Raw genomic sequence first — 23,432 nt, forward strand, 5'->3', positions numbered from 1 at the left:
CGATACCGACAGTTCTCGGGCTGATGAATCACCCGTTGTGCTGTGTGTTGTGGTCACCGATCTGCGAGCGGTCGATCTGGTCGGTCCTGATCGTGAACTTCCCTCCACCCGCGGCCTCGGGCGCTCCACCGCTCGTGGCCGGCTCGGGCTGGGGCCCCGGCGTGCCACCGCCGTCGGCCGCGGGCGACACCGGCTCACCCCGACCTGCAGCCCACGCCGCCACACCCATCACGAGCGCCGCAAGTTCACAGCAGGCGGCAATGATCCCCGCCAGCCCAGAGGCTGCCTCCGGCCCGCTCACAACGACGGCGACACCCAGCCCGACTGCGGCCAGTATGGCAATCACGCCAGCGCTCCAAAGTATCTGATGACGCGTCATAGCTAGATCATGCAGCCAATACGTGATCATTATGCCAAACGGGCTAATAGGATTTTGTGGGGCGCCACGAACAGTGTTGTCCCAGCCGGACATGAGCGTAGGCTCTTGGCATCGCAAGCGTCGCCCGGACTGTGGCTCTGTGGAACTGCCATGGTGAGTGATCGTGTGTCCATTTGCGTACTCTTTGCCCCAGTCTTCACCGCTGTAACGCCCTCGTTCTTGCTGATGGCTACGCTGGACGGTGGCAGCCCGCAGCCGGTGCAGCGAAGGTGCGAGCCCGAGTACCGCGGCGGCCTCGCCGCCCTCAACACCGATCCTGGCCGTCTACCGAACCACGGGCAAGGGCCGGGTCGAGCGCCGGCCCGGTCTCGTGCCACCCACCACGAGGTCATCGGGCACCGGGCCGCCCTGGACAACGTCGCCCTCAAACCGCTGCCGTCCACCCCTTATCTGGTGGCTGAGCGGCTGCGACCGGTCGGCAAGGACTGCCCCCGGCAAGTACACCCCGTCAGCCGACCCCAACCGTGGCGGCTCCCAGTACTTCCAGGTCTACCTCGGCCCCACCCGCGTTGACAGTGCCAAGGTGGACATCGCCGTCCTACGGACCCTGGCCGGGGCCGGAGACAAGCCCCCTGATCTCCGCCGTCGACCTTCCCTGGCCTGTGGACTGGCCCACCGTCCGCTTCTACCCCTCATCGACCACATCGCCGACAAGGTCCGCGCCCTCTACGAACGTCACAGCGAGGGGACATCCAGCCGCTCCCTCGATCTGGCCGACATCCTCCTGATCAGCCAGCAAGAGAAGATCAACGACAGGGCCGCCCACCAGGAAACAGAACAACGCCGCCAGCGGGGCACCGACCTCGCGCCGGGACCGACGGGCAAACGACAAACACTCGAGCGCCGCTGCCCTGGTCCTCGGTCTGCAAGGCTGCCGAAACCTTCCCCGGAGTTGCCCAAGCAGCACAGACGCTCCTCAACCCGCTCCTGGACGGCACCGTCGCAGGAGGCTGGGATCCCGTCCGTGCAGCCTGGGAGCTTCCTGCTACCTGACCGGCACCTTCGGAGGTAGAAACTGACGGTCTCGGTGTCGGCGAGCTGCTTAAGGCGCCGCTCGACGCGTGGCAGCACGGTGCGCCTGCGTCTCCTCCAGGTGAGCTTCGGCATCACCGGCAGCGTCAGGGTGCAGTCGGCCGCCGCGGCGAGCGCCCGCTCGGCCAGGCGGCCCACACGTTCCGAAGGGGCGGCTGCGTGATCACTCGTTGGTGCGTAGTTTGGTGAGAACTCGCGCAGCGACTACTGACTGCACCCGAGCGGCCCGCACCTCACCGGTGTGGGCCGTCGGCGTTACCCGGGAGGAGCTGGTCCGGCACCCGCGGGGACTCCGGCGTATGGGTTCCGTCAAAAGAGTACGGGCCGCCGTAAGGAAGGCGTCAACGCCCGCCGAATCCGGCCAGCGAAGCGCTTTCCTCGAATCGTCCGTTCGATCCGAACCTCATCTAGGAGCTCGCGATGGCCGACCTGGCCTTCGTCGTCACCACGGTCGCGGTGTTCGCGCTGGTGGCTCTCGTCGCCAAGGGGGTGGCGAAGCTGTGACCATCGAAAACCTTGTCGGCCTGGTCGTGGCCGTCGCTCTGCTGGGCTATCTGATCCTCGCCCTGGTCTTCCCGGAGAGGTTCTGAGCACCCTATGAGCTCTGTCCTCGCCGGTTTGCTCCAACTGCTCGCGCTGATGGCGGCGCTGGCACTGGCATACCGCCCGCTCGGCGACTACATGGCCCGGGTCTACTCCTCCGACAAGCACCTGCGTGTGGAGAAGTGGATCTACAAGGGCATCGGCGCCGACCCGAACGCCGAGATGCGCTGGTCGGCCTATCTGCGCGGTGTCCTCGCCTTCTCCGCGGTGAGTGTGCTCTTCCTGTACCTGTTGCAACGGGTGCAGGGCAGCCTGCCCGGCTCGCTGGGCTTCTCCTCGATCGACCCGGACCAGGCGTTCAACACCGCCGCGTCCTTCGTGTCGAACACCAACTGGCAGTCCTACTACGGCGAGCAGGCCATGGGCCACGTCGTCCAGACCGGCGGCCTTGCGGTGCAGAACTTCCTGTCCGCCGCCGTCGGCATCGCTGTCGCGGTGGCTCTCGTACGAGGATTCGCCGGCTCCCGCACCGGTGAGCTGGGCAACTTCTGGACCGACTTGGTGCGCGGCACCGTCCGTATCCTGCTGCCGCTCTCCGTCGTCGCCGCGATCGTCCTGGTCGCCTGCGGCGTGATCCAGAACTTCTCCAACATCCACGAGGTCGGCCAGTTCACGGGTGGCAACCAGGAGTGGAACGGCGGCGCGGTCGCCTCGCAGGAGGCCATCAAGGAGATCGGCACCAACGGCGGCGGTTACTTCAACGCCAACAGCGCGCATCCCTTCGAGAACCCCAACGCGTTCTCCAACCTCTTCGAGGTCTTCCTGCTCCTGTTGATCCCGTTCGCGCTGACGCGAACCTTCGGCCGGATGGTCGGCTCACTGCGCCAGGGCTACGCAATCCTCGCCACAATGGCGACCATCTGGGTCGCCTTCATCTGCCTGATGTGGTGGACCGAGTTCGCGCACCACGGCCCGGCGTTCGAGATCGCAGGCGGTGCGATGGAGGGCAAGGAGACCCGCTTCGGCATCGGCGCTTCGTCGATCTTCTCGATCTCCACGACGCTCACCTCCACCGGTGCGGTGGACTCGTTTCATTCCTCCAACACGGGGCTGGGCGGCGGGCTGAACCTGCTGGGCATGCAGCTCGGTGAGATCGCGCCCGGCGGTACCGGATCGGGCCTTTACGGCATGCTGATCATGGCGGTCATCGCGGTGTTCATCGCCGGTCTGATGGTCGGCCGTACGCCCGAGTACCTGGGCAAGAAGATCGGCACTCGCGAGATCAAGTTCGCGGCCTGCTACATCCTCATCACCCCGGCGCTGGTGCTCATCTTCACCGCCGCGGCGATGGCGCTGCCGACTCCGCCGCACTCCATGCTGAACAGCGGCGCGCACGGCTTCTCCGAGATCCTGTACGCATACACATCAGGCGCCAACAACAACGGCTCGGCCTTCGCCGGCCTGAACGCGGACACGCCGTGGTTCAACACCACCATCGGCATCGCGATGCTCCTCGGACGTTTCCTGCCGATGGTGTTCGTGCTGGCGCTGGCGGGTTCGCTGACCGAGCAGAAGCCGGTGCCGGCCACCGCGGGCACGCTGCGCACCGAGAAGCCGCTGTTCACCGGGCTGTTGGTGGGCGCGATCCTGATCATCACTGGTCTGACGTACTTCCCGGCGCTGGCGCTGGGGCCGCTCGCTGAAGGGCTGGCGTCATGACCAGCGACACCAAGAAACACGACGCAGAAAAGCAGGACGCCATGTCCACCTCGACTCCGACGCTTGCTCCCCACCAGGACGCACCGACCGGCCACAAGGGCGGCGAAGGCCGTGTCGGCGCGGGCCTTTTCGACCCCAAGCAGCTGCTCAGGTCGCTGCCGGACGCTCTCCGGAAGACCGACCCGCGGGTGATGGTCAAGTCACCCGTCATGTTCGTGGTGTTGGTCGGCTCGGTGCTGACGACGGTGTTCTCGTTCAAGGACTCGGGCGACTGGTTCGGCTGGGCGATCAGTGCCTGGCTGTGGCTCACCGTGATCTTCGCCAACCTGGCGGAGGCGGTCGCCGAGGGCCGCGGCAAGGCGCAGGCCGACACGTTGCGCAAGGCCAAGACGGACACTGTGGCGCGACGGCTGTCCAAGGACAGCGGGACCGAGGAGCAGGTGCCCGGCACCGAGTTGCGGATCGGTGACCTGGTGGTCTGTGAGGCGGGCGACATCATCCCCGGCGACGGTGACGTAGTCGAGGGTGTCGCCAGTGTTGACGAGTCGGCGATCACCGGTGAGTCGGCCCCGGTCATCCGTGAGTCCGGCGGCGACCGCAGTGCCGTCACCGGCGGTACGAAGGTCCTCTCCGACCGGATCGTCATCAAGATCACGACAAAGCCGGGGGAGACCTTCATCGACCGCATGATCAACCTGGTCGAGGGAGCGGCCCGGCAGAAGACGCCCAACGAGATCGCGCTGAACATCCTGCTCGCCTCGCTGACGATCGTCTTCCTGCTGGCGGTGGCCACGCTGCCGCCGTTCGCCAACTACGCGGGCACACATCTGACCATGGTCGTGCTGGTGGCCCTCCTGGTCTGCCTGATCCCGACCACGATCGGTGCCCTGCTCTCCGCGATCGGCATCGCGGGCATGGACCGACTGGTGCAGCGCAACGTACTGGCCATGTCGGGCAGAGCAGTCGAAGCCGCCGGCGACGTATCGACCCTGCTGCTCGACAAGACCGGCACCATCACGCTCGGCAACCGGCAGGCCGCCGAGTTCGTACCGGTAGCCGGCACGACCGAGGCCGAGCTGGCGGAGGCCGCCCAGCTGTCGTCGTTGGCCGACGAGACGCCCGAGGGCCGCTCCATCGTCGTACTGGCGAAGGAGAAGTACGGGCTGCGCGAACGCCACCAGGGCGAGCTGGCCGGTGCCGAGTGGATCGTCTTCACTGCGCAGACCCGCATGTCCGGTGTCGACCTCACAGAAAACGGCACCGCCCGAAAGGTCCGCAAGGGGGCCACCGGTTCGGTGCTCGCCTGGGTCCGGGAGCAGGGTGGCACGGTCGCCGGCGACGCCGACACCATCTCTAACTCCATCTCCGAGGCGGGCGGCACTCCGCTGCTGGTGGCGGTTGAGGGCGCCGACGGGGCCAGGGTGCTGGGCGTCGTCCACCTCAAGGACGTCGTCAAGGAGGGCATGCGGGAGCGGTTCGACGAGCTGCGCCGCATGGGCATCAAGACCGTCATGATCACGGGTGACAACCCGCTGACGGCCAAGGCGATCGCCGAGGAGGCGGGTGTCGACGACTTCCTCGCGGAGGCCACTCCGGAGGACAAGATGGCGCTCATCAAGCGGGAGCAGGCGGGCGGCAAGCTCGTGGCGATGACCGGTGACGGTACCAACGACGCGCCCGCGCTCGCCCAGGCAAACGTCGGTGTGGCGATGAACACGGGGACGTCGGCCGCGAAGGAGGCCGGCAACATGGTCGACCTCGACTCCAACCCGACCAAGCTCATCGAGATCGTCGAGATAGGCAAGCAACTCCTCATCACCCGGGGCGCGTTGACGACGTTCTCCATCGCCAACGACGTGGCGAAGTACTTCGCGATCATCCCGGCGCTGTTCGCGGCGGTCTACCCGGGCCTGGACAAGCTCAACGTCATGGGACTGTCCTCGCCGGACTCCGCGATCCTGTCCGCGGTCATCTTCAACGCGCTGATCATCATCGCGCTGGTGCCGCTCGCCCTGCGCGGCGTGCAGTACTGCCCGGTCAGCGCGGACAAGCTGCTCCGCCGCAACCTCGGGATCTACGGTCTCGGCGGGCTGATAGCCCCCTTCATCGGCATCAAGATCATCGACCTGCTCATCTCCCTCATCCCCGGGATCGGCTGACCGTCATGAACAACTCGGTTACGAACACTGCCCGGTTGCTCTGGGCCGGCCTGCGCGCCCTTCTCGTGCTGACTGTGGTGACGGGCATCCTCTATCCGCTGGCCATCACCGGCGTCGCCCAGGGGATCTTCCCCGGCAAGGCGAACGGCTCGCAGATCAAGGCGGACGGCAAGGTCGTCGGCTCCTCGCTCATCGGCCAGGCGTACAACCTGCCGCTGACGAAGGGCCGGCAGACCCCGGAGCCCGACCTGAAGTGGTTCCAGGGGCGCCCGCAGAACGGCCTGGGCACCAACAGCGTCAACACCCAATACAAGCTGATCCTGTCCGGCGCGACGAACCGTTCCGGTGACAACGCGGACCTGATCAAGTGGGTCAAGGACGCCAAGGCGGCGGTCATCAGGGACAACTCGGTGAAGGGCTACACGGTCAAGGCGTCCGACGTGCCCGCCGACGCGGTCACCTCCTCGGGCTCCGGCCTGGACCCGGACATCTCTCCGGACTACGCCGACATTCAGGTCCACCGGATCGCCGAGCGGAACGGCTTGTCCGTCGCCCAGGTCCACAAGCTCGTGGACGAGCACACGGACGGCCGCATTCTCGGCTTCATGGGCGAGCCCACGGTCAACGTCCTGGAACTCAACATCGCGCTCAAGGAACTCGTGGCCAGGAGCTGATGGCCTTACGTGCACCACGCGGGAGTTGGCGGGCCAGGAGGCATTCCCGATCCGTCAACTCCCGCGCGGCCATGACATGGATTCCGCATCCTCTGGCTCTCCGTGCAACAGGAAAGGCGCACACCGATGACCCGGGTACTGGTCGTAGAGGACGACCCCCAGCTCGTACGGGCGCTCGTGATCAACATGCAGGCACGGCAGTACGGCGTCGACGCGGCCCCCGACGGCGCCACCGCGCTCCGGCTCGCCGCCGCCCGCCAGCCCGACGTGGTCCTCCTCGATCTGGGACTGCCGGACATGGACGGCACGGACGTCATCAAGGCCCTGCGCGGCTGGACCAAGGTCCCGATCCTGGTGCTGTCCGCCCGCCGGGCCTCCGACGAGAAGATCGCCGCGCTCGACGCGGGCGCCGACGACTACATCACCAAGCCGTTCAGCATGGACGAACTCCTCGCCCGGCTGCGGGCTGCCGTCCGCCGCACCGAAACCGTCCCGCTCACTCCCGAGACGACGCTGGTCATCACGGACGACTTCACCATCGATCTGCTGGCCAAGAAGGCCATCCGGGCCGGCCGCGATGTGCGCCTCACCCCCACTGAGTGGCATCTGCTGGAAATCCTGGTCTGCAACCCCGGCCGGCTCATCACGCAGAAGCACCTGCTGCAGGAGGTGTGGGGTGCTTCCCAGAGCAACAAAAACAACTATCTGCGGGTGTACATGGCCCAGCTGCGGCGCAAGCTGGAAGCCGACCCGGCCCACCCCCGCTACCTGATCACCGAACCGGGCATGGGCTACCGCTTCGAGAGCTGACCTGCTCCCGACCGTTCTGACCGCATACGACGTAGAGACGAGACCATGGCACGCGGCAAGCTCCGGATATACCTCGGCGCGGCACCGGGCGTCGGCAAGACGTACGCGATGCTCTCCGAGGCACACCGCCGTGTCGAACGGGGGACCGACTGCGTGGTCGCCTTCCTGGAACACCACAACCGGCCCCGCACCGAGGTCATGCTCCACGGCCTGGAACAGATCCCCCGCAAAGAGCTGGAGTACCGGGGGAGCGTCTTCACCGAGATGGATGTCGACGCGGTCCTGGCCCGGCACCCCCAGGTGGCTCTCGTCGACGAACTCGCCCACACCAACATCCCCGGCTCCCGCAACGCCAAGCGCTGGCAGGACGTCGAGGAACTGCTCGCGGCCGGGATCGACGTCGTCTCGACGGTCAACATCCAGCATCTGGAGTCGCTGGGGGACACCGTCGAGTCGATCACCGGGGTGCGGCAGCAGGAGACCGTCCCCGACGAGGCCGTCCGGCGGGCAGACCAGATCGAGCTGGTCGACATGTCGCCGCAGGCGCTGCGCCGGCGGATGGCGCACGGCAACATCTACAAGGCCGACAAGGTCGACGCGGCCCTGTCCAACTATTTCCGCCCGGGCAATCTGACCGCGCTGCGGGAGCTGGCGCTGCTCTGGGTGGCCGACCGGGTCGACGCGTATCTGACCGAGTACCGCAGCGAACACCGGGTGTCGAAGATCTGGGGCTCGCGGGAGCGGATCGTGGTCGGTCTGACCGGTGGCCCCGAGGGCCGCACGCTGATCCGCCGGGCCGCCCGGCTCGCCGAGAAGGGTGCCGGCGGAGAGGTGCTGGCCGTCTACATCGCGCGCAGCGACGGACTGACCAACGCCTCGCCCAAGGAGCTGGCCGTCCAGCGCGCCCTGGTGGAGGACCTGGGCGGCACCTTCCACCACGTCATCGGCGACGACGTCTCCTCGGCTCTGCTGGACTTCGCGCGGGGGGTCAACGCCACCCAGATAGTCCTCGGCGTCTCGCGGCGCAGGGGATGGCAGTACGTCTTCGGGCCCGGTGTCGGCGCCACGGTCGCCCGGGAGTCGGGCCCCGACCTCGACGTGCACCTGATCACCCACGACGAGGCCGGCAAAGGCCGAGGGCTGCCGGTTGCGCGAGGTGCGCGGCTCGGCCGGCCGCGGATCATCTCGGGCTGGCTGACTGGGGTGGTCGGCCCGACGCTGCTCACGCTGCTGCTGACCAACGGCGACGCCGAGCTCGGTCTCGCCAACGACATGCTGCTGTTCCTGACGCTGACCGTGGCTGCGGCCCTGCTCGGCGGCCTGCTCCCGGCGCTGGCCTCGGCGGCCTTCGGGTCGTTTCTGCTGAACTACTACTTCACCCCGCCCCTGCACCGCCTCACCATCGCCGATCCCAAGAACATCGTCGCCCTCGTGGTCTTCTTCGCCGTGGCGGTGTCGGTGGCCTCCGTGGTGGACCTGGCCGCCCGGCGTACGCATCAAGCGGCCCGGCTGCGCGCCGAGTCGGAGATCCTCTCCTTCCTGGCGGGCAGCGTGCTGCGCGGCGAGACCAGCCTGGCGGCCCTGCTGGAGCGGATGCGGGAGACCTTCGGCATGGAGTCGGTCGCCCTGCTGGAGCGGGAAAGCGACGTAACCCCGTGGAGCTGCGCGGGCAGCGTGGGCCCACAGCCCTGCCAGTACCCCGAGGACGCGGACGTGGACATGCCGGTCGGCGACCACATGGCGCTCGCGCTGTCCGGCAGAGTGCTGCCCGCCTCCGACCGCCGGGTTCTCGCCGCGTTCGCCGCCCAGGCCGCCGTGGTCCTGGACCGCCAGCGCCTGCAGTCCGAGGCCGACCAGGCCAAGGAACTCGCCGAGGGCAACCGCATCCGCACCGCCCTGCTCGCCGCCGTCAGCCACGACCTGCGCACCCCGCTCGCCGGGATCAAAGCCGCCGTCTCCTCCCTGCGATCGGACGACGTGGCCTGGTCCGAGGAGGACCAGGCCGAACTCCTGGAGGCCATCGAAAACGGCGCCGACCGCCTCGACCACCTGGTGGGCAACCTGCTCGACATGTCCCGGCTGCAGACCGGCACCGTCGCCCCGCTGATCCGCGAGATCGACCTCGACGAGGTGGTGCCCATGGCCCTGGACGGCGTACCCGAAGACAGCGTGGAGCTGGACATCCCAGAAACCTTGCCAATGGTCGCCGTCGACCCGGGCTTGCTCGAGCGGTCGGTGGCCAACCTGGTCGAGAACGCGGTCAAGTACAGCCCCGCCGGCGAGCGCGTCCTGGTGGCTGCCAGCGCCATGGCCGACCGAGTGGAGGTGCGGGTGGTGGACCGCGGCCCGGGCGTCCCGGACGAGGCCAAGGGCCGCATCTTCGAGCCGTTCCAGCGCTACGGTGACGCCCCGCGCGGCGCCGGCGTCGGTTTGGGCCTCGCGGTCGCCCGCGGTTTCGCCGAGGCGATGGGCGGCACTCTCAACGCCGAGGACACCCCCGGCGGCGGCCTCACCATGGTCCTCACCGTGCCGGCCGCATCCGACCGCCGACCGCTCCCCTCCGGCCTTTCGGTGACCGCCACCTCCTAGCGACGCCAACATCCCGCCCGTACAGGCCAGTACGGCGGCGTTAAAGCCCTTCAGAGCCATTGCCCCCGAGTGCAAGCGGATACGGCCCGACTTCACGCGTGGTCGGTGGGAAGGCGCTCCACCCGTCAGCGAGGCCGATCGGCTCCAGCATGCTGCGGGTGGCCGCTCCCAGGTCACCAACCAGGTCCGCGCCTACGACCTGATGCGGACCCTCGGCCGGGACGGGTACCCGGCCGCGCTGGGGCAGGTGTTCGCCGAGTACGGGCAAATCACCACGATCCTGCACCTGCTTGCCGTCGTCGACCCCGTGGACGACACCTTCCGGCGGCAGATGAGCAACCAGCCAGGACGAGGCCGGCCGCGTCGGCGAGCGTGGCCAGGTCCGCGGTGCGGCCGTCGACCAGCGGGCGCAGCACCGCTTCCGCTGCCGGGGCGAACTCGAACGTGCTCCCTGCGGCGGAGAGCGTCACCGCGTCCTCGCCGACCTCCAGCACCTGGGAGGACACCGCCGCCCACAGCACGGAGTCCGACCATGGAGAAGATGATCCGATGAAGCGCCGCAACCTGCTGCGCGGCGCCCTGGCCGCCGGCCTCACCGCTCCGGCCCTCGCCGCCCGGACCGACGTCGACCAGACCCTCTCCCCCGACACGCCCCAGGACTTGGCCGACTTGGAAGCGGCAGCCGAGAGCTAGGGTACGGCTACCACGGACAGCAGCCCACCCGCGTCCTGGCCGACCTGGTCACCGACTTCACGACCCTGCGCCCGCTGCTCACCGTCCCGTAACCCGCACCGGTCCGGGCGCGGCTGTGCCGTACGGCCGGACAGATGGCCGGGATGACCGCGATCGTCTTACACGACCTGGACAGCTGCCGGGAATCCCGCGCCTGGTTCAACACGGCCGCCCGGGCCGCCGCCGAATCCGGCGACGACCAGCTGCACGCCTGGGTCCTCGCCCGCGAGGCGATGGTCCCGCTCAACTACGGCGCCCCGAAGGCGGCGGCCGGCCTCGCCGTACGGGCCCGTCACCTCGCAGGGCACCGGCCGACCGCCGCGGCTACGCTGGCGGCCACGGTCGCCGCCCGCGCCTACGCACTCAACCACCAGAGCGAGCAGGCCGTCGCCGCGCTCGAGGCCGCCGACGCCCTCATGGACCGGCTCCCCGAGAACGAGCGGTCGGACACGTGGCTGACGTACGGCGAGCAGAAGCACCACGTCCACCTCAGCCACGCGTTCACCACGCTCGGGGACACCCGCCTCGCCCACGTCAGCCACGAGCGCGCCCTGGAGCTGTCCGCGCCGAGCAGCACCATGACGCGCACCCTGCTGAACATCGACGCGGCGACGTGCTCCCACCACGACGGCGACATCGAGCAGGCGTGCCGTCGTACGGTCACCGCCCTGACAGCGCTGCCCGGCGACTACCGCACCGGCCTGGTCCGCGCCGCGCCCTGGACCTGTACGAGGCGATCCCCGCCCAGCACCACCGCTGTACGGGAACTACGCGACATCGTGGCCGGCTGACAACTACGGCTCCCACAGCGGGCGGGCACCCCCGGTCCCCTCGCAGTGGAAGCACTGGCCGCCCCCGGGCATGCTGCAGGGACTGATGGTGCCGACGGCGTGGCGCAGGAGCCTGTCGGGCCTGCGCGAGGCAGAAGGGGGTCAGCTTTCCGTGCTCCCGGAGACGGCTTCCATGAGGAGGGAAGCCAGCGGGCGCAGGTCGCCGTAGGAGGCTCGCCACCAGGCGAAGGCGACGGGGTCGATGAGCTGGCACACCAGGAGGGCATCCCAATCGGCGGCGGTCCGACAGCTTCGCAGATCGTGTTCCTCGTGCGGAAAGTTCTCGGTGTGCCGCACGGCGCCCATGCGGGACATGGCGCGTCGTAGGAGGAGGTCTTCGCCGGTGTCCAGGAGTGCCAGCGCCCGGCGCGTGTCGGTCATGTTCCGCATGATGGTGCTGGGGCGAAAGGGGACCGTGCGGCCGTCTGGCCCCTGATTCCAGCTCAGGAGGGGATGAAGAGACGAAAGAGCCTCTGCCAGGTCCTTTTGGTCCAGGTCTTCCATCGGCCTGCCCATAGTGGCGGCGATGATGCGCAGGGCCTCGCGGAGGCCGGTGTTTGGTGAGCGTGTTGATGCTGTCTGGGCGGCGGCCTGTTCGATCTCCTGGAAGGTCCTGTCGATGTCCTGCTGAGCGATGCCGCCGTCACGGGCGATCTCGGCGAACAGTGCCATGACGGGCTCGGGGTTCAGGGTAGAGAGCGATGCGATGGCCTTGCCGGTGGCGGGGTTGAGCGCGGGGAGCTTAGGCCACTCGTGGCTTTCCAGGCGTTTGACGGCTTCGCGGAGCTGTTTGCGGAGTTCTTTGGTGGCGGCCGGGTCGTCGTTCATGGACAGCAGCCTCCAGCCGAGCACGCGGCACAGGTGCCGCTTGCGGCCGTCGTTGCTCGCGGAGCAAGCCTTGGCGCAAACGAGGGCGGCGGTGACGGCGTTGTCGATCTCGGTGTCCGTCGCGTCGCCGGTCAGTTTCGGGATGAAGTGGGACTGAATGTCGCGCAGCATCTTCTTGTCGCTGTAGGCGTCCGTCCCGTATCCGGCGTCGTTGAGGGCCTGGCGTACGGGCTCGAAGGAGGCAGCAGGCTTGTTGCTCCGGGGCATGGCCCCGAGGCTAGATCCCGACTCCGGTATGGGGTCCACTTTTTCGCCGATTTCGATTTCGGCATCCGCGATCCCCTGGGGCTCCCAACGTCGAAGGGAGCATCGGAATGCCGGATCAGGAGAACGCCCGAGAGCAGGAGAAGTCGCGGTCCCGTGCCGCGTGGCGACATGTCGCGCGGCGGATGGGGGTGCGGCTGTTCGTGGAGCTGGTGTTCTGGTTCTTGCGGAACCTGTGAGCGCCCTTCGCGCGTATCCCGACCGTCACTGCCCAGGGGGCGGGGGCGGTCGGGATACGCGCGTATTCCGACGGAAGACCCACTATGCCGCTCTGCGGCAGCTCCTCACCGAGTACGCAGACGAGCTGTCCCAGGAGATCGACGGCGGAGCCCCGCTCGCCAAGTGATCTTCGGGCCATCTCGCGCTAACCCGGGCCAACTGAAGTACTACATTACTGAGATTTGCCGCGTGATGTCGTGAGGGGGCGCTGACCGGCGAGGGCTGGCATCGTTCCGGGCCATCAGACGAAGATCACCTGTAGTCGCGAGCGCCGAGACGCTGTCTTCGACGGCAGGTGCCTTGTGCGATCTTCGGCGACCTTCTAGCCTCACTCCACCATTGGCGATCAACGTGACGGGGGACGTGACGCGGTGAACAACGCCATCACATCGGCTGAAGGCGCCGGCAAGCCCGATGCGTCCAGTCGTTCCATACGTAGTCTGCTGGCCCACTGGGGCCCCACGATCGTCTTCAACATCGCCGGGCCGATCCTGCTCTACGGCTACCTGACCGATCACGGGTGGAGCAAGGCGCATGCACTCATGCTCGCCTCTCTGCTGCCGTTGGGGGAGATCAGTGTCATCTACGCGCTCCGCCGCCAGATCGACGATTTCGGCGTCTTCACGTTGATCACGATGGGCTTGACGCTGGTGAGCATGGTGGCGTTCAACAGCGCTCGCGCGATCCTGATCAAGGATTCGCTGCTGATCGGCGTCATCGGCCTGGGGATTCTGCTGACACTGGTGATGGCGCGTCCATTCGCGTTCTACATGGGCCGCAAGTTCGCCACCGACGGCACCGAGGCGAGTCGCGCCTGGTGGGAAAGCTTGTGGCGGTACGACGGCTTCCGGCGCACCCAGCGGACGATCACCATCGTGTGGGGCGTCGCGTTCGTGGTCGAGGCCGCCGTTCGCGTCCTGCTGACGTACATGTTGTCGACGTCGATCATGGTGAGCGTCAGCAGCATCGGGCCGTTCGCCGTGCTCGTCTCCCTGGTCTTCTGGACGATCCGCTACAGCCGGCGCAAGCAGGCCCAGGCTGAGCGGGCGCAGGGACCGGTCGAGGCGCCTGGCGCCACGGGTCTGGCCGGGAACGGCACCGTGACTTGAGAGCAGCTCCTGCTGGTGATCATTGCGTGAAGTGCCGGAGCGGCCTGATCCCTCGCGGGTCAAGGCCTGTCCTCTGCGACATCGCGCGGCGAAACTCAGTAGCCGTCGGCTGGCGCCGGTTTTCTCGGCCAGTTGGGGGTGGCGCCTTTCCGGGCGAGGCGCCTGGTCGTGAGGGTGATGGCGGCCCAGGTGATCGGGGTTTCGGAGTGGCGGATGAGCCGCTCGTAGTCCCTCGCGTGACGGCGGGCGTGCGTCATCCAGGCGAGCGACCTCTCGACGACCAGCAGCGGGGCAGCACGACGAAGCCGGAGGCGTCCTTAGGACGGCTGACTGGTTGGATGGTGAGGTTGAGGTGCTGTTTCGCCCAGTCCACGAGCTTCCCGGCATAGGCGGAGTCGGCCCACACGATCGTGATCTCGGGGTGCATCAGGCGCAGGCGGAAGAGGACTTCCTTGGCGGCCGCCGAGTCGTGCAGGTCGGCGGGGGTGACCATGACCATGAGGGGCAGGCCGCGGGTGTCGACGACCAGGTGGCGCTTGCGGCCGTTGATCTTTTTTCCCGCGTCGTAGCCGCGAGTGGCCTTGGAGACGGTCTCCGCGGCCTTCACGCGCAGGACGTCGAGCACGTCGAGGATGTGCTGGGTGCCGCGTACGAGGCGGAACATCCCGGAGATGTGCACGGTGTCGCCCGGCCGCGCGTACGTCAGCAGGTCGCCGAACTTCGGGCGCTCCAGCGGATGAAGGCGGCTGGAGGCGCCGCCCTCTTCCGGCCTGCCAGCCAGGCGGTCAGTCGCTCCGTCTCTTTCGGGCTACCGACGGAATTCGTTGACCAGCCGTAACGTGGCTTCCGCTGAGTTGGATTCCCGCGCAGGAGTGCCCACGTACCCGCTCCTGAGCGTCGGCGCTGGCGCGAACGCACGCATCACCGATGGGGCCCGCCGAACCGACGTGTTTCGTCACCTGGGGCGGCCCATTTCGTCGGTGTCCCCAGGTTGCTGGCCTCCCACAATCCTGTGTGTCACACCTAAGGGGCAGACTGGTGGCACAACGAAGCTTCGGAAGGGCAGGGCGTTGCGGCAGGGTAACCCGTCGAGCGCCGCTGCTCGGGGGTGGCTGGTGCCACGGGGGGGAGATGCGCGGCTGTGATCTTCGACAGTCTTGATGTGTCGTACGGCGAGATGTGGGGTTCCCAGCAGGGAATGACCCATCCGGAACCGATGTCGCGCGCGGTCGCCGCACGCAGACATGCTGCCGGGATGGAGTACGCCGTTTTGTTGTCCGCGCGGGAGCGACCGCTGGCACTGGTCGAGCGCTGGCCGCGCCGGATGTGGCGCGTATATCTGTTCGACGACAGGTCCTGGCGTATGCAGATGATCGACCTCAAGCCGCACGGCACGGGGATGTTGTTGGCTCGCTGGAACACCCGATGGCAGTTTTCCAACGAGCAGGAGTACTCGTCCTCGAAGTGGGATGTCCAGGAGACCACGACCGTCTCGGCCGACGGGCAGGTCGAGGTGAAGTCTGAGTTCGCCAGGTCGAGGGGAGCGTCGGCGGAGCCACTGCAGGCTCGAACATCCGGCCCGTCGAGCGCCCCCGTGCGGCGGTTCCTGGCGCCAGTCGAAAGCTTCCTCTGCCCCGAACCGGAATTCGGTGACTGGCAGGTGTTCGCGCCGTTCCTCGCCCAGCAGGGCCACGAGCCCGCCACGACCGTACTCCTGAGCGACGCATCGGTGGACGAAGGATCGGGACCGCTGCACGCCACCGGAATTGAGCAACTGTTCAGTCCGGGTGCCTGCGACACGCCGGATGGGCCGGCCGTCGTCGAGCTCGTTGACGCCGGCGTGCTGCGGATCACGTCAGGGCAGCTGGCGGTCTCGGACCCCGGCTGGGCCGGGGAGACCTCGCGGACCGTCGCTGTGCCACCGGGCGAGTTCCCGGTCATGCTGTCGATTTTGCGTACGACAAGCGGGGCCAGGGTCGCCGCGGCCAGGGTGAGGTTCCTGGACATCTCGCCCCGTGAGTGGGAAATGGTCCTCCGGCCCGACGAGGACCTGGGGCTGCTCAGCGAGGGCCAGTTCTACGGGGTTGGCGTGGATACTGGCACAGTGGCTTTCATGGACGCGACTCGGACAGTGATCGAAGACCAGCTGGACGAGGACCTGTTCATACCCCTCGGCAGCCATTTCACCGTCGAACTGCCCAGCATGGAGCCCGAGCCGAACCTCATCGCCTTCCGTGCCGGCTGGGGTGACGGGACCTACCCCGTCTGGATCGGCCGCAGCCATGACGGACAGGTTGGTTGCGTCGTCGTCGACTTCCAGCTCCATTCCGCCGACGGGGAAGAGTGCTGATGCAGCCGCTCGCGGCCCAAGTTCACCGGGCAAGACCCCAGGGCGTCCTGCCCGGTACCGATCCCACCGCATGAACCAGGCATCATGATCCGGCTCCCCGCCGTGCTTGGCGCACCGTGGAGAGCCCGCAAGGCTCGGCCTTGGCAGGCGATGTCAGGTGTGAATGACGGAGGCAGATCATGGAAGCAGGCGCGGACGCGGGTTCGCTGGACTGGGCGAGGGCTTGGATGTGCGCTACTTTCACCCGCGGTCTCGGTCCCGAGGAGGTGTTCGCCCGGTACGGGGCCGATCCGGAGCGGGCGCGCCAGCTCGGCGGGGACGCGGCCTCGGATCTGCTCTCGGGTGAATCGGGTGACGGGATGGTCTCGTTGCTGCGGTCCGGCAGGGTCGGTGAATGGGCCTTCTGCGTCGAGGAGGAAGGTGGCATCGGCTTTGAGGAAGAATCCCTCGCTGCGTTGTCTCGGGGAACTGAGACGTACAGCGTGGCGACTACCGAGGGAATCGACGTCTTTCAGTACTGGCATGACGGCGAGTGCGTCGAGTACTTCGAGCCCGGCATGGAGCACAGTCGGTCCGAGCCGCTCGGCCCCTGGTGGGATCGGGTGGAAGAGGCGCTCGCCGCACACGAGGGTGAGGGTGCCGGGATGGCGCCAGTGGTGGCTCTCGTACTCGACCACCTCGGCATCACCCTGGACGACGCGGCCCTCAACGGGCTTTGGCCCAGCCTGACGCTCGCCGGGGACGATGCACCAGCGGCACCGTTGAGCAATACCTATGCGGGTGAGGGACCGGTTTCGCCCGGGACTGTCCTGGATTTCGGGCCTTCAAGTGGACTGTCCTGATGTCCTAAATGACAGGATCACCTTCGCCGCCCTGGGCCACGACCAACGCCTGGCCAACGTGACGGGCGACGGTCGGAGAAGGGCAGTGACACGATGACCGATCTGAGGGCAAGGCCAACGCGGATCAGCCCAAAGAGCTCGTGCCGCGATCATGATCTGGCCTTCTTGAGCCGCCTCCAACAGATAATGCGGCAAGCCAACGCGAGGAAGTGTCGAGTCTCAGTTGATGGTTGACGGGTTGGCGTCAGGTGATGCCGTTCTCCCGGCAGATCCGGTCGAACATCGTCTCTCCCGGCTTGCCGGGACTGAAGCGGGCGGTGAACTGCTTCCCGTTGTCGGTCAGCACTTCCTCGGGCACTCCGAACCGCACCAGCGCTTCCCCGAAGGCCGAGCAGACCGCCCGGGCCGTGGCCCGCTGCACCACTTTCGCGATCACCATGAAGCGAGAGTGGTCATCGATCCCAGTGACCATCTTGCACTCACTGCCACGCTGGCGGCCACGGGCCGCCGCCTCTGGCTGGTCCCGAGGGCCATGCCGATCACCAGACCGCACGAACCGCTGATGCAGATGATGAACAGGACCCCGGCATACCGGCCGATGGCGCGGATCACAGCGGGACCTGACTTTTGCCGTTCCGCACGGCCAGGCGTGCGCTCAGTTCCTCCCGCGCGCTGGGTGCCACCACGTTGCCCGGCATGGCATCCCACTCCCTGCCGCCACGGACCGGCCGCATCTGCACGCGGCCACCGATCTCACCCATGACGACGCCGATACGTCCGGTGGCACTGTCTTTCGCCAGTTCGCCGATGGCTGGTCTGGTCTGCTGATTGCTCGCCATGTACACGAGCATCGCGATTCGGGTACCCCCGCCAAAAGGTCAGGCTGATTACCCAACTTGGGTAACATCGCGGCAAGTAGAGAATCCGTGACGTTGCGTAGCCCTCGCAGTTTGGGAGCTTGCCCAATGCCCGACCCCGACCGGCCGCAGGAGCTGCCTGCCCGGCTGCTCACCGATCCCGAGATGATCAATGCGTGCCGGGTACGGGACTTCGGCAGAGTCTTCCGGCTGGTGAAGACCAGAGCGGGCATCTACCCGTCGATGATCGCAAGGCGATGCGAGCTGACGCCGAGCCGCGTCGGCGAAGTGATCGCGGGCCGCCGCCAGTTGCTGCACATGGACGTCGTCGAGCGCATCGCCGACGGCTTGCGCATTCCAGGGCACATGCTCGGGCTTGCCCGGCGCCCATGGGAGACACCCCAGGCTCTCGTCGTCACCGAGCGCGAGGCTCCCCAAGTGGCGGAGCCGGAACAGCTCGCCCCTGCGTCCCTACCGGGGCCCGACGTGGACAGCATCCTTGCGCTGACCACGCGGACCAACCTCAGCGCAGCAACACTTGAGGCATTCCGGTCCTCCATCGAGGACTACTGGCGACGAGACGACCAGCACGGCGGCGAGGCACTCAGACCTGCCGTCGTCGGTCAGCTTCGGTATGTGGTCGGACTCCTGAAGGAAAGTCGACCCCCAGCCATCCAGAACGGCCTGTACGGGATCGCGGCCGAGCTCGCTCGCCTCACTGGCTGGACGTACTTCGACGCCCGCCAGTACAACCAGGCCCGTGCCTACTTCACCGAGGCCCTGCAACTCGCCAAGACCATCGACGACCGCCAGTTCATGGCCAACGTCCTCGCGTGCATGAGCTTGCAGGCCACCTACCAGGACAAGCCCGCGGACTCCCTGGCACTCGTGACCGCCGCCCAGGACCAGGCCCGCTCGGCCGCCGACACCACCCCACGGGTCCTGTCGATGTTGTCCATGCGGGAAGCCTTCGCCCATGCCACGCTCGGCAGCCAGACGTCCACGCACCGGGCGATCACGGAAGCGCACAGCCAGTTCGAGCAGATCCAGGCGAGCGACCCGGATCCGTCGTGGGTGGCCTACTTCGACGAGCCGAAGCTCATCGTCGATACCGGCATTGCTCATGGCCGACTGGGCGAGGCAGCGACCGCTGAACCGTTGATCGCGGATGCCTTGCGCCGGGAAGCCCGCAACAATCAGCGAGGCCGCGCGTTTCACGCCTTCTGGCTGGCTCGTACGCAGCTGGACCAAGGCAAGCTTGACCAGGCGTGCCACACCGCCACGCAAGCTCTGGAGCCCGCGTCGGCGGTGGCTTCGGAGCGAGTGTCAGGCCACCTCAGGGAGTTCTACGACCAGTTGGCCCCACACAGGCAGGAGCCCGTAGCCCTGGCCTTCGAGTCGCGGCTACGGGAACTCCTCCCACCGGTCAGCGGATCGCTTCATCCATGAGCAGGTACAGGAGGCCGACGAGGGATCCGCTGCTCACGATCTCGCGGCGGTCGATCATCCCTCGCACCTCGCTGAGGGATATCCACTCGATGCGGTCGGACTCGTTCTTCTCCGTGGGCGGACCGTCGTAAGTCGCGCCGTCCGCACGGAAGACGTGGTGCTGCGAGTCCGTGATCCCGTTGGCCGGCTCGGCGTAGATCAAGGGCTTGATGGGACCAGGCCGCCAGCCCGTCTCTTCCAGGACTTCGCGGGCCGCCGCCTCCTCAGGAGTCTCGCCCTCCTCGACCAGGCCCATGGGCAACTCCCAGGCCCAGGAGTCCGTGATGAAGCGGTGCCGCCACATCATCAGCACCTCCTGGCGGTCGTTGACCACGGCGGCCACGGCCAAGTGCCGGAGGCGAACGACGTGGTACTCCCACCTGCGCCCGTCAGGCTGCTGGACGTCGACCAGACACAGATTCACCCAAGGGTTCGTGTAGATCTGTCGCTCACCGTGGGTCTTCCACTCCATACCTGCGGCCCCTCTCGATCGGTCTCTAGGATCTCAGACCGCTCCGGAGGAGGGCGCAAGTTCGACTCTTTTCGCGTCATCCTGACGAGATGGCCTGAGTGGTCCGCGTCATTCCGGCTGGAGTGGCCAAGCATCAGGAGGGGACAAGTGGCATAGGAGGTTCGTCGAGCCTCAGCTTGGGAAGCTGCGACGCCTGCGATTTGGGCCCTGACCTGGGCGAACGGTCAGGTCAGCTGTCGTGTCTGGGAGCACCGGGGTGAAACATTGTTTCCTAATGCTGTCTGTCAAGCCGCGGGAGCGGTGGGAGGCACGGCCTCGTAGGTCCGTCCGTCACGTAGGAGTGCCCAGAGGACGTCGACGCGGCGGCGGGCCAGGGCCAGGACGGCCTGGATGTGACGCTTGCCCTCGGAGCGTTTGCGATCGTAGAACCGGCGGGAGTCCTCGCAACTTCGGATGCTGAACAGTGCGGAGATGTAGAAGACTCGTTGGAGTCGGCGGTTGTAGCGTCGTGGACGGCGGAGATTGCCGCTGATCTTCCCGGAGTCGCGGGGGACAGGAGCAACGCCGCCGAAGCCGGCGAGGCGGTCAGGAGTGCCGAAGAGACTCATGTCACCGCCGGTCGCGGCCAGGAACTCGGCACCGAGGATCACGCCCAGGCCGGGCATGCTGGTGATCACTTCGAAGTCCCGATGCTCGCGAACCGGGCCTCGATCGCCTTGTCGAGCTCGGCGACCTGGTGGTTGAGGGCCACCACCTCCGCCGCCAGGGTGTGCACGAGCCGGGCGGTCAGTTTCTCCCCTGGCAGGCTGGTGTGCTGGCGCACGGCGGCTCCCCAAGCGGTCTCGGCGAGCCGGTCAGGGCGCAGGACCTTGCGGTTGCGCAGCCAGGTCTCGAGCCTCTTCTTGCCTGTCCGGCGCAGGGAGGCCGGGGTCTGGTAACCGGTGAGCAGCGTGAGCGGGCCGGTGTTGGTCAAGTCCAGAACCCGCTCCAGGCCAGGGAAGATGTCGGTGAGTTGGGCGCGGAGCCGGTTGACGGTGCGGGTGCGGTCGGCGACCAGGCCCATGCGTCGGCCGGTGAGGATCTTGAGGTCGGTGACCGTCTCGTCGCCGGCGCGTAAGCGTTGCAGGTCGCGGCGGATGCGGACCTGGTCGGCGATGACTGCGGCATCCTTGGCGTCGGTCTTGCCTTCGCCGCGGTAGCTCTCGCAGGCGCGGTGGATGGCCCGGCCGGAGATGTAGTGCAGCGGCTGGTCGCGGTTGAGGAGGATCGTGATGGCCAGGGCGGCGCCGCCATCGGCCAGGTCGATGCCCCAGGTCACCTCGTCGCCCAGGGCCAGGACATCGGTGAGGAGTTCGAGGAGTTCGGGTCCGTCGTGGGCGACGCGTCGGGACAGCAGCCGGTGGCCGCTCTCGTCGATCGCGACGCAGCGGTGGTGGGTCTTGCCTGCGTCGATGCCGGCCCAGATCGCGGCCATGTGCTGCCTCCGTGCGGTGTGGTGCTGGTGCCTCCCGACGGACGACCTCGCTGTCGATTCCCTACTCAGCGATCATTCGCAATTCCTCATTGGCAGCCGGGTCGTCGTGGGGCGCCGGGCGGCCAATCACTGAAAGCCACAAGCGGCAGAGCCTTTTGAACCACACCCGGCACCCCTGGGTGGGTGAACCATACGAGGGCTCACCGCGTCCCGCAGAACAACGTAGGGAGCCTTTTTCAACTTCAAGGCCGGGTTGGAGATCGGCTCGTGTAGCCTCCGGCGCATGTCTTCCGCGCTGGACCACGCGATGATCGACAAGATTGTGGCCGAGATCGACGATGAGCTGATCGGGATGCGCCGCGACATCCACCGGCATCCCGATCTTGCCGGTGAGGAGCGGCGCACATCAGCATTGGTCACCGAGCGGCTTCGCGCCGCGGGTCTGGCCGTCGTAACCGGCGTGGGCGGCCATGGTGTGGTGGCGGTGCTCGACGGTGCGGGTGAGGGCCCGACCGTCGCCTACCGGGCCGACATGGACGCGGTCGACGACGACGAACTGTTCGACTGTGCCTTCGCCTCGCAGGTCCCGGGGGCGGCCCACCTGTGCGGCCACGACCTGCACACGGCGATCGGGGTGGGTATCGCCTTGGTCCTCGCACGGCTGTGGAAGCAGCTGAACGGCCGGGTCGTCTTCGTCTTCCAGCCGGCCGAGGAGACGTGCGAGGGCGCCCGGGCGATGATCGAGGACGGGGTCCTGGAGCGGACCGCGCCGCGGGAGATCTACGCGCTGCACTGCGGCTCCAATCCAGTCGGCACGTTCGCGGTCGGGCCGGGTCAGCCGGGGCAAGACCGCTTCCGGATCGAGCTGGCGGGGCCGGGCGCCGCCGACGACGCCAAGCGGCTCGTCGCCATGATCGACGGATTGTCGACTGTCGGGCGCCCGCAGACGCCCGGACAGCTCCAGCAGCTCATGGACGACATGCAGAGCCCGGACGGCCCGCTGGCGCGCTTTGTCTATGCCCTGTCCCATTCGAGCTCGGGCGATGATGGCGCGCGCGTGCACGCCTATCTGCGGGCCTGGCCTGAGAGCCGGTACGCCGAGATCCGTGAGGAGGTGCGGCGCTGGGTGGATGCGCTGCCCCGTGGGCGGGTGGAGTTCACCGAGCCTCCGTTGCCCGCCATGGTGTGCTCGCCGGAGCTCAACGCGGCGGCAGCCTCGTACCTGCGAGGCGCCCTGGGTGCGGACGCGGTCATGGTGTTGCACGCGGCGTATCCGTTCAACGGCGAGGACTTCGCGTACTTCCTGCACCAGGTGTCCGGAGCGATGTTCTACCTCGGCGTCGCCAACCCGGAAGCGGGCATCAACGGGGTCCCCCACTCCCCGGACTTCGCTGCCGACGAGCACGCGATCGGTATCGGGGTCCGCGCGATGGCGGCGTTCCTGTCACACCGTCTCGATGCCCTCGCCTGAGCTGCATCCCGGTCGGCCAGGCAGCGCACCTCGCCAACGTGAGATGCAAGAATGCTCACTGAGCCCTTTCCAACCTGGTACCTCAGTCGGGGAGTTGGGCTGACAGCGTGGTGAAGCCCCTGGTAGATGGCGACCTAGAGAACCGTCTCCACCAGAGGCTTCCCGTGCTTGTCTACCCGTCGGGCGTCGACGTGTCCAGCTCTGCCCTTCGCTTCCTCACGCAGCAGTTGCGGCGGCACCGCCGTGCGATCGGCTCCCGTTGGCGGCGCCTGAGTGCGGGCCGTCCCCGTTTGCCGCCGGAGATGGGCGCCGCGAAATGCGCGGCGTGCAGGGTGTCCAGACTCAGGAACTGGGTCTTACCTGCGCCGGCACCCGCGGGCTGCGGGGGCGCACCGAGGCGGCCCCGCAGCCCGGCAGCGGCTCGCGGTCGTACATCGCGGGAACATGGAGTCCGGGGATCCCGCGGCACCG

The 23,432-nt window shown here is 67.6% G+C and carries 19 protein-coding genes and 4 pseudogenes; 15 read left to right on the plus strand and 8 right to left on the minus strand.

What is annotated here, in order from left to right; translation table 11 throughout:
- Positions 1–28: 28 nt before the first annotated feature.
- Positions 29–379: a hypothetical protein gene (locus ACWBNA_RS37910; protein WP_482709082.1), complete on the minus strand. Its 351-nt coding sequence runs from the start codon at positions 377–379 to the stop codon at positions 29–31.
- 1,592 nt (positions 380–1,971) lie between these two features.
- Here ACWBNA_RS37910 and kdpF point away from each other — a divergent pair.
- The 6 genes from kdpF to ACWBNA_RS37940 all read left to right on the plus strand — a co-directional run bounded on the left by kdpF (position 1,972) and on the right by ACWBNA_RS37940 (position 9,965).
- Positions 1,972–2,061, plus strand: a complete 90-nt coding sequence (gene kdpF / locus ACWBNA_RS37915; protein WP_482709083.1) for a K(+)-transporting ATPase subunit F — start codon at positions 1,972–1,974, stop codon at positions 2,059–2,061.
- 7 nt (positions 2,062–2,068) lie between these two features.
- Positions 2,069–3,733, plus strand: coding sequence for a potassium-transporting ATPase subunit KdpA (kdpA, locus tag ACWBNA_RS37920; protein ID WP_482709084.1), 1,665 nt, complete (start codon positions 2,069–2,071; stop codon positions 3,731–3,733).
- The gene (kdpB, locus tag ACWBNA_RS37925) at positions 3,730–5,892 is read left to right on the plus strand and encodes a potassium-transporting ATPase subunit KdpB (RefSeq protein ID WP_482709085.1); all 2,163 of its coding nucleotides are present in this window, start codon (positions 3,730–3,732) and stop codon (positions 5,890–5,892) included. Before kdpA ends, kdpB begins: the two co-directional genes overlap by 4 nt.
- 5 nt (positions 5,893–5,897) lie before the next feature.
- Positions 5,898–6,566, plus strand: coding sequence for a potassium-transporting ATPase subunit C (locus tag ACWBNA_RS37930; protein ID WP_482709086.1), 669 nt, complete (start codon positions 5,898–5,900; stop codon positions 6,564–6,566).
- A gap of 126 nt (positions 6,567–6,692) precedes the next feature.
- On the plus strand, positions 6,693–7,376 hold the full coding sequence (locus ACWBNA_RS37935) for a response regulator (RefSeq protein ID WP_482709087.1): 684 nt from the start codon (positions 6,693–6,695) through the stop codon (positions 7,374–7,376).
- A gap of 45 nt (positions 7,377–7,421) precedes the next feature.
- Positions 7,422–9,965: a sensor histidine kinase gene (locus tag ACWBNA_RS37940; RefSeq protein ID WP_482709088.1), complete on the plus strand. Its 2,544-nt coding sequence runs from the start codon at positions 7,422–7,424 to the stop codon at positions 9,963–9,965.
- Between the two features lie 269 nt (positions 9,966–10,234).
- Here the strand turns inward: ACWBNA_RS37940 and ACWBNA_RS37945 are convergent, their stop codons facing one another.
- Positions 10,235–10,561: a winged helix domain-containing protein gene (locus tag ACWBNA_RS37945; protein ID WP_482709103.1), complete on the minus strand. Its 327-nt coding sequence runs from the start codon at positions 10,559–10,561 to the stop codon at positions 10,235–10,237.
- Here ACWBNA_RS37945 and ACWBNA_RS37950 point away from each other — a divergent pair.
- Both ACWBNA_RS37950 and ACWBNA_RS37955 read left to right on the plus strand, forming a co-directional pair.
- On the plus strand, positions 10,515–10,658 hold the full coding sequence (locus tag ACWBNA_RS37950; RefSeq protein ID WP_482709105.1) for a hypothetical protein: 144 nt from the start codon (positions 10,515–10,517) through the stop codon (positions 10,656–10,658). The genes ACWBNA_RS37945 and ACWBNA_RS37950 overlap by 47 nt on opposite strands.
- Before the next feature lie 134 nt (positions 10,659–10,792).
- Complete coding sequence (locus ACWBNA_RS37955; RefSeq protein ID WP_482709089.1) at positions 10,793–11,488, plus strand: NsdA family TPR-like regulatory protein; 696 nt, start codon at positions 10,793–10,795, stop codon at positions 11,486–11,488.
- 141 nt (positions 11,489–11,629) lie between these two features.
- Here the strand turns inward: ACWBNA_RS37955 and ACWBNA_RS37960 are convergent, their stop codons facing one another.
- Positions 11,630–12,526 carry a hypothetical protein gene (locus ACWBNA_RS37960; protein ID WP_482709090.1) on the minus strand — a complete coding sequence of 299 codons (897 nt, stop codon included), beginning with the start codon at positions 12,524–12,526 and terminating at the stop codon, positions 11,630–11,632.
- Positions 12,527–12,729: 203 nt separating this feature from the next.
- Between ACWBNA_RS37960 and ACWBNA_RS37965 the strand changes: the two genes are divergently transcribed.
- Positions 12,730–12,858, plus strand: a complete 129-nt coding sequence (locus ACWBNA_RS37965; protein ID WP_482709091.1) for a hypothetical protein — start codon at positions 12,730–12,732, stop codon at positions 12,856–12,858.
- A 411-nt stretch (positions 12,859–13,269) separates the two neighbouring features.
- Positions 13,270–14,007, plus strand: a complete 738-nt coding sequence (locus tag ACWBNA_RS37970) for a VC0807 family protein (protein ID WP_482709092.1) — start codon at positions 13,270–13,272, stop codon at positions 14,005–14,007.
- A 104-nt stretch (positions 14,008–14,111) separates the two neighbouring features.
- Here the strand turns inward: ACWBNA_RS37970 and ACWBNA_RS37975 are convergent.
- A pseudogene (locus tag ACWBNA_RS37975) lies at positions 14,112–14,788 on the minus strand (transposase); the annotation flags it as partial.
- Positions 14,789–15,148: 360 nt separating this feature from the next.
- On the opposite strand from ACWBNA_RS37975, the gene ACWBNA_RS37980 reads away from it, so the two are divergent.
- Together ACWBNA_RS37980 and ACWBNA_RS37985 are read left to right on the plus strand one after the other, a co-directional pair.
- A complete protein-coding gene (locus ACWBNA_RS37980) occupies positions 15,149–16,357 on the plus strand; it encodes a DUF4241 domain-containing protein (RefSeq protein WP_482709093.1) in 1,209 nt (402 codons plus the stop codon).
- 179 nt (positions 16,358–16,536) lie between these two features.
- Entirely contained in the window at positions 16,537–17,199 is a 663-nt protein-coding gene (locus ACWBNA_RS37985) for a DUF6461 domain-containing protein (RefSeq protein ID WP_482709094.1), read from the plus strand.
- A gap of 247 nt (positions 17,200–17,446) precedes the next feature.
- Here ACWBNA_RS37985 and ACWBNA_RS37990 read toward each other — a convergent pair.
- Both ACWBNA_RS37990 and ACWBNA_RS37995 read right to left on the minus strand, forming a co-directional pair.
- Positions 17,447–17,686 (minus strand): annotated as a pseudogene (locus tag ACWBNA_RS37990) (DDE-type integrase/transposase/recombinase); the annotation flags it as partial.
- A 121-nt stretch (positions 17,687–17,807) separates the two neighbouring features.
- Positions 17,808–18,050 carry a hypothetical protein gene (locus ACWBNA_RS37995; RefSeq protein WP_482709095.1) on the minus strand — a complete coding sequence of 81 codons (243 nt, stop codon included), beginning with the start codon at positions 18,048–18,050 and terminating at the stop codon, positions 17,808–17,810.
- Positions 18,051–18,164: 114 nt separating this feature from the next.
- Here ACWBNA_RS37995 and ACWBNA_RS38000 point away from each other — a divergent pair, with 114 nt between their 5' ends.
- The gene (locus ACWBNA_RS38000) at positions 18,165–19,505 is read left to right on the plus strand and encodes a helix-turn-helix domain-containing protein (protein WP_482709096.1); all 1,341 of its coding nucleotides are present in this window, start codon (positions 18,165–18,167) and stop codon (positions 19,503–19,505) included.
- Here the strand turns inward: ACWBNA_RS38000 and ACWBNA_RS38005 are convergent.
- Both ACWBNA_RS38005 and ACWBNA_RS38010 read right to left on the minus strand, forming a co-directional pair.
- Positions 19,483–20,016, minus strand: a complete 534-nt coding sequence (locus ACWBNA_RS38005) for an NUDIX hydrolase (protein WP_482709097.1) — start codon at positions 20,014–20,016, stop codon at positions 19,483–19,485. The genes ACWBNA_RS38000 and ACWBNA_RS38005 overlap by 23 nt on opposite strands.
- A gap of 284 nt (positions 20,017–20,300) precedes the next feature.
- Positions 20,301–21,490: pseudogene (locus tag ACWBNA_RS38010) on the minus strand (IS110 family RNA-guided transposase).
- Between the two features lie 283 nt (positions 21,491–21,773).
- On the opposite strand from ACWBNA_RS38010, the gene ACWBNA_RS38015 reads away from it, so the two are divergent.
- Positions 21,774–22,961: a M20 metallopeptidase family protein gene (locus tag ACWBNA_RS38015; RefSeq protein ID WP_482709098.1), complete on the plus strand. Its 1,188-nt coding sequence runs from the start codon at positions 21,774–21,776 to the stop codon at positions 22,959–22,961.
- Positions 22,962–23,125: 164 nt separating this feature from the next.
- Positions 23,126–23,254, plus strand: a pseudogene (locus ACWBNA_RS38020) (IS5/IS1182 family transposase); the annotation flags it as partial.
- Between the last annotated feature and the right edge of the window lie 178 nt (positions 23,255–23,432).

This window comes from Streptomyces sp. Q2 (assembly GCF_056820935.1).